Origin of the sequence: Chryseobacterium sp. SIMBA_028, from assembly GCF_046535285.1 — a bacterium.
Taxonomy (GTDB): domain Bacteria; phylum Bacteroidota; class Bacteroidia; order Flavobacteriales; family Weeksellaceae; genus Chryseobacterium.
The window spans coordinates 1-249 of sequence record NZ_JAWRWZ010000631.1 but is presented as its reverse complement, the minus strand read 5'-3'; the positions used below and the strand labels follow the sequence as shown (position 1 = coordinate 249).

Sequence of the window (249 nt, the reverse complement as noted above, 5' to 3'; positions counted from 1 at the left end):
CCATTTGTTGGCGACCATGAGTCCCCTTTTGGTGTCGATGATCATCTTGCTGGAAATTCCGGGAGCCGCGCTGCTGGCCGCTATCTTCTTGCATGAGACCTTGCCAGCCGGGACATATGCGGGCCTGGCCATGATTCTGGCCGGCCTGGTGGTGGTTGTCACCGGACAGCGCCACAACCGCGCGTCAGCGGAGCGGCGTGAGGCCGAACTGGGCACTGACTGAAGTCAGGGCCCGCGCCGTCCTGCGGG

Annotated in this window: 1 protein-coding gene; it reads left to right on the top strand. The window is 63.9% G+C overall.

The window, feature by feature from the left end:
* Positions 1–223 (top strand): hypothetical protein (locus tag SCA31_RS24755; protein ID WP_410699606.1); only part of this gene is annotated, 223 nt, incomplete at its 5' end.
* Positions 224–249 lie beyond the last annotated feature (26 nt).